Genomic DNA, 5946 nt, shown 5'->3' with positions numbered 1-5946 from the left:
GCCGCTCTCACCGTGATCGTTTGATCGTCATTCCAGTTGCCGGTGGTGAACGTCAAGGAGGTCTTGTCCACGGTCACGTCGGTGTTGGCGATCGGGGGCAAGGTCACCGTCACTGCCGCGCTCGGTACTGCCGACACCCGCGTCCCCGCGTCCCCGCGTCCTTCTAATCTTCCCGTTCTCCGGCGATAAACTCTTCCGTCATCTGATAAGCCACATCGTCGGTGTATTGAACCGGCGGGTGTTTCATGAAATAGGCAGACGGGGAGTATAAGATACCGCCTTTTTTGGCATCGATCGCCATTTTGCAACAGCGGATGGCATCGATCGAAACTCCCGCAGAGTTGGGGGAATCTTCCACGGAAAGGCGCAATTCTAAATTCATCGGTACGTTGCCAAACAGCTTGCCTTCCATACGGATAAAACAGACTTTATTATCCTTTTGCCAAGGCACGTAATCGCTCGGTCCGACATGAATGTTTTCATCTTCCAAGCGTTCTTCCATGGCCGATTGTACCGCTTCGGTTTTGGATTCTTTTTTTGAGGATAACCGGCTGCGGTTGAGCATATTGAGAAAGTCCGTATTGCCGCCGGTATTGAGTTGATAGGTGCGATCGATTTTCACCCCTCGCTTGCGGAACAAATCTGATAGGGTGCGGTGGGTTATGGTTGCGCCCATTTGTGCTTTAATATCATCCCCGATGATGGGAATATTGCGGTGTTTGAATTTCTCCGCCCACAGGGGATTGCTGGCGATAAAAACGGGAATGCAATTGACCAGGGCAACCCCCGCTTCTACGGCACATTCCGCATAGAAACCGGTGGCTTCTTGAGACCCGACGGGTAAGTAGTTGACGAGGATTTCCGTGCCGGATTGTTTGAGGATTTCCACCACTTCTTCTTTGGTGGGTTCGGCTTCGGAACTGAGAACGAACGTATTGTTTTCGTCGTAATTTTGCATGTGGTCGGAGAAGCCGTCGAGGACTTTCCCCATACTCACCACCGCACCGGTTTTCGGAAGATTTTCGCAAAAGACCGCCGTACAATTGGGAGGGGCAAAAATCGCGTCGGCAATGTCCGTTCCCACTTTGCGAGCGTCGATATCAAATGCAGCGACGACTTCAATATCGTAGGGCTTGTAGCCGCCGATTTCCCAATGCATTAATCCGATCGCATCTTCGGGATTTTGTTCTTTATAATACTCGATTCCCTGAACTAAAGAACTCGCACAATTCCCCACACCAACGATCGCGATCTTAATTTTTTCCACTACCAGTTTACTCCTTACACCAAAAGTAATTGACTTGTCTTGTTATTTGTTCGTTCGGAATCGGATGCGTTAGGCGCGATCGGCTAAAATTACACGAACCTCGGCGAAACTGACTCGATCGATTGTAGAATCTCTCAAGGGGTTAAATGTCACATCTGAACCTATGGCAATTTTAAATGTATTGTCAACCCATTGCGAGCTTTTCGGTCTGCGCAAAATGGGATTGAGGAGCACAAATATACACATTTCCTAGGCAAAGTGCGATCGCAACAGCTTGCATTTTACAAACAGCTTCGTGTGATTTTTTGAGGGTACAGCCAGGTATAATAGCCTTAGTTGGGTAGTTGGAGCAACTAAATATTTAGCCAAAAGCCCAGTTCGTGGTAAACTTCGCCACCAAAGCGTCATTTGCTTCTAACCAATGCAACGATCCCGTCTCCTGAGTTTGAGTTGTTATGAAGTTTACCAAGTTCAACCGATCGAACGCATCGAAGTAGCCAGTTCCCCAACTGTCCACTTTACGGTAGGATTCTCTCGAATCGTTCTCTCGAACTTGCCGCGGATACTCCACAACGACATAATGCGGCGAGTTTCGGGGCAATCGCTACAGGCAACTCTCGTCACTCAACCTTTGCCACCACCCACTCGCCGCATCTTTATCTTCCCGGAACTAACGAACTCCCGGAATCGCCCAAGAATTTAGAAGCCGTTGCGACCCCAGATGACCAGAGAGATGGAGAACGTAAACACCACGAGCAACGCGGCCCAACCAACTGACAAAATATCCATAGCGTGGAATTTAAAAAAATATTACAGAATCCTTCAAGCTATATAATAAGCCAATTTAAGACATCTATTCGCCCTCGCGCGAGTATTAAGAATTGTGAATAATTTGCGTCAATTTGTTTCTGTCGAGCGTATCGAATCCCTTAAGGCTGCACTGTTGGGAGGATTTTCTGGGACGATCGCCTTTTTAGTCACCACGGCGATCGAGCGCTTGACAATTTCTCAATTAAATGTATTACCTACAGAGCCGGAAGCACTGCTCAGTCTGTTGGTGGCGGTGACGATCGCCGGGGCGAGTGGTTTCCTGTTTGGGGTGACCTACCGCTACGTCATTCGGCGCGATCGTAACCCCCACCTCAACTCCGGGGCCGTTTTAGCCTTTGGGTTAGTGCGCGGTTTGGCTCAGCTGGATACCACCTTCAGCGGAGGTTTTGAGGGCACTGCATCCCTACTAGCACTGGTGGTGATGGTGCTTGAAAGCATCGTCCTATTTGCCGTCGCAGGGCGGATGCTCGACTGGGCGATGGCACGAGATTGGATTAAACCATTTGAAGGAGACTTGTAGGGGCAAAGCATTCGGGCGAAGACTTATGGGTCAAACCGACAATTTCATCACCGAATGCTTCGCCCTTCCGGATGTATGGTTCCGCCAGGTGAGTCGTTGAATCGGTCAGTTCGCAAAGCATTCGGGCGAAGACTTATGGGGCAAACCGACTATTTCATCACCGAATGCTATGGCGCGATCTCGCATGGCTACGAAGCGCGCCCTTCCGAGATGTTATGATTTCGCCCGATAAGTTGTTGTCATAGGTTTCGGGCGAATACTTATCGAGCGAACCCAAAATTTCATTACCGAATGCTTCATTCTTGTGTGATGTACGATCGCTCCGGTGAGTCCTTCATGTGCTGGTGGGCGTTAGCGTAGCCATGCGCGATCGCGCTATAGCATTTGGATATGCCAGGTTTCGTTTCACCCATAATCGATCGCCCAAATGCGCGCGCCCCTACATTTCACATTTCACATTTCACATTTTTTTCCGTCCCTGCGTCCCAATTTTGAAGACAAATACTATTCATCGCGATTAACGGTATCCGGCGAAAAAGCCGGTAGACAAATCGCGATATACTCCGCACCATCCGGGGTACTGTAACGCACCCACTCACCGCGATGGGCGATAATCGCTTGTCCGGCCGCCACATCGAATTGTCCCCCTTCGTATTCCACCCGCAGCGTTCCCTTCAGCACCACGGTAAATTCATCGAACTCCGGACGTTGCCCCGGTTCCATCCAGCCGCTAGGAGAGGTCATCCGAGCAATACTCACCCCCTCCGTTTGGGTATTGACACGACCGATATATTCGTCGATGAGTTTGGGTTTGTTTCCGGCCGGTTCGATGCGGGTGGGGTTGGAGATGAGTTGAGGCATGGTATCTCTGAGGCTGAGTTTTCATCTTTTGAGGATACGGGAAAATGGCTGGCAACGGGGGAAGTCGTTACGATGGAATGCAAGATGGCAGGGTGCGCTACTGGAAGAACGATATGGGTAGGAAGGAGTTGAAACGGAATGGCGAACCGAAAACATTTAGCCAAGTTGCGCAAGGGGGTTGAGGCTTGGAATCAATGGAGAAAAGAAAATCTCAAGGGGAAGCCTGAGCTAATCAAGGCTGACCTTAGAGATGCCAAGCTCCAAGGTGCCGATCTTTACGCTGTCAATCTCCGAGATGCCAAGCTCCAAGGTGCCGATCTTTACGCTGCCAAGCTCCAAGGTGCCGATCTCCGAGATGCCGATCTTTACGGTGTCTATCTCCGAGATGCCAACCTCCGAGGTGCCGATCTTTACGGTGTCCATCTCCGAGATGCCGATCTCCGAGATGCCGATCTTTACAGTGTCCATCTCCAAAATGCCAACCTCCAAGGTTCCCATCTACAAGGCATCCAACTCCAAGATGCTAACCTTCAAGGTGCTAACCTTCAAAAGGTCCATCTCCAAAATGCCAACCTCCAAGGTTCCCATCTACAAGGCATCCAACTCCAAGATGCTAACCTTCAAAAGGTCGATCTCCGAGGTGCAGACCTCCAATTTGCTCATCTCCAATTTTCCAACCTCTGCAAAACGAACTTTAGTCGTGCTAACCTCAGTCAAACCCAACTCTCTGCCGCCCAAGCTCTCAATGCCAACTTCTCTGGCGCAATATTAACGGGAGCGTGCATTCAAGACTGGAATATTAATTCAGCAACGCAGTTCGATAATGTCATTTGCGATTACATCTATCTCAAAGAAAACCAACAAGAACGCCGCCCCAGCCACGGCAACTTTGCTCCCGGCGAATTCGTTACCCTGGTGCGAAAAATTGCAGAAACGATCGATCTGATTTTTCAGAATGGGATTGAATGGGAAGCGTTCGCGAAGTCGTTCCAAAATCTGAGGGTGGAATGTCCGGACTCGGATATCTCCATCCAGGCTATTGAAAAGAAATCCGATGGCGCGTTCGTGATACGGGTTAAGGTTCCCCCAGACTCGAACAAAGCGAAACTTGAAGCCACGTTCAAACAAAAGTACGAGACAGAACTGAAAGCGATCGATGCCAGATATCAAGAACAGCTACAGGCAAAGGATCGCGAAATCGAAATTCATCGCCAAAAAAGCACGGAATTTTTTGAAATTACTAAAATATTAGCCAGTAGACCGATCGCCATTGAAAATCAAAATACGATGACCGAAGCACCCAAATACGACCAACGCCACGCTCAATTCGCCGGAGGTTTTGCCGAAACCGTCCAAGGCAATCAAGAAGGTGGCAACATCCACAACTACGCCGCCGAAAATAAGCAAAACCTAGTCGAAGCCGCCGCCGAAATTCGCCAACTTTTAGACGAACTCGCCCAGTCTTACCCCACCCAAACGATGCCAGAGAAAATGGTGGTTGCCAGCAAAGCGATCGAGAAAATTGAAAGCGACCCCAACTGGAAACAGCGCGTCGTCAATGCAGCAAAAGTCGGTGGCGTGCAAGCGTTGGAAAAAGCGATCGACAATCCCTTTGGCGCGTTTGTTGCTGGGGCGATCGAAGGTTGGCAAGAATCGTAACGGTTCCAAACCCATCGATCGTCGATCGAGTCGATAAAATTGAAAGGTATCGATCGGGTGTTTGCGATGAAAAATAGATTCCCTTGGCTCGGTGCCACAACTTTCGGCTTCACCGTTGGACTGTGGGCGGCGATCGCTCCCATGGCAAAAACGATTCAACTCGGCGACGGTACGGTATATTTCGATCGACCCCCCAGCCTCGAAGACGCCAGCGCCACCTTCAATACCGTTCGCGCCTGGAACTCCACCTATTTCTTTACCCTAAACGTTCCCGATAATGCTGGCGAACCCCTGCAACGCCTGGTTATCGAGCAACATGAAGGATTCGATCGTAAGTTGCGCTTCGATACGGGAGACACCCGCAGTTTTGAAGGAACGCGCGGGAATCGCGGCACATCCATCGCTCTGGGAGAAGTCACCCACGATCGCAATACCCAAACTGTTTCGATCGCATTCGATCCCCCCATCAACCCCGGCACAACCGTCACCGTCGGTTTGCGTCCCCGCCGTAATCCCAGCGTTGGCGGGGTATATCTATTCGGAGTGACGGCATTCCCCGCAGGCGAATCTACCCACGGTCAGTTTCTCGGCTACGGACGATTGCACATTTACAGCAACGGCGGATTTGAGTAGATGCGATCGCAGGGGTGAAAGAATTAAAAATTAAAAATTAAAAATGCAAAATGGGGAATGATGCGCGGGTTTTGGATGTATACCAACTGCCAAGGCAGTCAGGATAACACCGGATAATTCTGTAATTAACCCACAATCTTTCCCCCCTGCCTCCTCTGCCTCCTCTGCCTCCTCT

General features: G+C 50.1%; 7 protein-coding genes. 3 read left to right on the top strand and 4 right to left on the bottom strand.

Features of this window, described 5'->3' with window-relative positions; all coding sequences use genetic code 11:
* Nucleotides 1-163: 163 nt before the first annotated feature.
* The 3 genes from AC2215_RS10540 to petN form a co-directional block, all read right to left on the bottom strand.
* Nucleotides 164-1267: an inositol-3-phosphate synthase gene (locus AC2215_RS10540; protein ID WP_486809950.1), complete on the bottom strand. Its 1104-nt coding sequence runs from the start codon at nucleotides 1265-1267 to the stop codon at nucleotides 164-166.
* A 361-nt stretch (nucleotides 1268-1628) separates the two neighbouring features.
* Entirely contained in the window at nucleotides 1629-1838 is a 210-nt protein-coding gene (locus AC2215_RS10535) for a hypothetical protein (RefSeq protein WP_486809949.1), read from the bottom strand.
* A 128-nt stretch (nucleotides 1839-1966) separates the two neighbouring features.
* Nucleotides 1967-2056, bottom strand: coding sequence for a cytochrome b6-f complex subunit PetN (gene petN / locus AC2215_RS10530; RefSeq protein ID WP_486809948.1), 90 nt, complete (start codon nucleotides 2054-2056; stop codon nucleotides 1967-1969).
* A gap of 94 nt (nucleotides 2057-2150) precedes the next feature.
* Here petN and AC2215_RS10525 point away from each other — a divergent pair, with 94 nt between their 5' ends.
* The gene (locus AC2215_RS10525) at nucleotides 2151-2618 is read left to right on the top strand and encodes a hypothetical protein (RefSeq protein ID WP_486809947.1); all 468 of its coding nucleotides are present in this window, start codon (nucleotides 2151-2153) and stop codon (nucleotides 2616-2618) included.
* A 504-nt stretch (nucleotides 2619-3122) separates the two neighbouring features.
* On the opposite strand, the gene AC2215_RS10520 is transcribed toward AC2215_RS10525, so the two are convergent.
* Nucleotides 3123-3479 carry a cupin domain-containing protein gene (locus AC2215_RS10520; RefSeq protein ID WP_486809946.1) on the bottom strand — a complete coding sequence of 119 codons (357 nt, stop codon included), beginning with the start codon at nucleotides 3477-3479 and terminating at the stop codon, nucleotides 3123-3125.
* Between the two features lie 138 nt (nucleotides 3480-3617).
* Between AC2215_RS10520 and AC2215_RS10515 the strand changes: the two genes are divergently transcribed.
* The gene (locus AC2215_RS10515) at nucleotides 3618-5138 is read left to right on the top strand and encodes a pentapeptide repeat-containing protein (RefSeq protein ID WP_486809945.1); all 1521 of its coding nucleotides are present in this window, start codon (nucleotides 3618-3620) and stop codon (nucleotides 5136-5138) included.
* A 66-nt stretch (nucleotides 5139-5204) separates the two neighbouring features.
* A complete protein-coding gene (locus tag AC2215_RS10510; RefSeq protein ID WP_486809944.1) occupies nucleotides 5205-5771 on the top strand; it encodes a DUF2808 domain-containing protein in 567 nt (188 codons plus the stop codon).
* Nucleotides 5772-5946: the final 175 nt, after the last annotated feature.

The sequence above is a fragment of the Zarconia sp. genome (genome assembly GCF_057467645.1).
This window is presented reverse-complemented; position numbering and strand designations above follow the sequence as displayed.

What these genes read in the sequence shown, in the direction of transcription:
- AC2215_RS10510 (WP_486809944.1), top strand. Translation starts at nt 5,205, where the DNA reads ATGAAAAATAGATTCCCTTGGCTCGGTGCCACAACTTTCGGCTTCACC.
- AC2215_RS10515 (WP_486809945.1), top strand. Translation starts at nt 3,618, where the DNA reads ATGGCGAACCGAAAACATTTAGCCAAGTTGCGCAAGGGGGTTGAGGCT.
- petN (WP_486809948.1), bottom strand. Translation starts at nt 2,056, where the DNA reads ATGGATATTTTGTCAGTTGGTTGGGCCGCGTTGCTCGTGGTGTTTACG.
- AC2215_RS10520 (WP_486809946.1), bottom strand. Translation starts at nt 3,479, where the DNA reads ATGCCTCAACTCATCTCCAACCCCACCCGCATCGAACCGGCCGGAAAC.